The organism is Paenibacillus sp. An7 (genome assembly GCF_009870785.1).
In the GTDB taxonomy this organism is placed as follows: Bacteria; Bacillota; Bacilli; order Paenibacillales; family Paenibacillaceae; genus Paenibacillus.
Genome location: NZ_WTWX01000110.1, coordinates 1 through 260 on the forward strand (window position 1 = coordinate 1; position 260 = coordinate 260).

The following is a 260-nucleotide window of genomic DNA, read 5'->3' on the forward strand; positions in this document are numbered from 1 at the left end:
GGTTGTATGCAGTTATGGCATAGGCGTTCGATTTACGAACTTCTTCGTAAATCGGCTCGTAATCGTATCCTGCATCCATCGCTATATAGCTAAACCGGTAGGTCGGAAACTGTGCGCGTAGCCCTTTTAACAGAGGAATGGCAGCTTTTCCATCATTCATGCTTCCAGACGAAAGCAGTGAGCCAAGAATATATTGGCTTTGTGTTGCCACGGCCAGGTGGCCTTTGTAGCCATACCAATTCAAGTTTTTACCTTCACTA

1 protein-coding gene is annotated in these 260 nt (G+C 45.8%); it reads right to left on the reverse strand.

Annotated features, from left to right (window positions below):
* Nucleotides 1-260: transposase (locus GQY27_RS21350; protein WP_160037258.1), on the reverse strand; the 260-nt coding region annotated here is incomplete at both ends.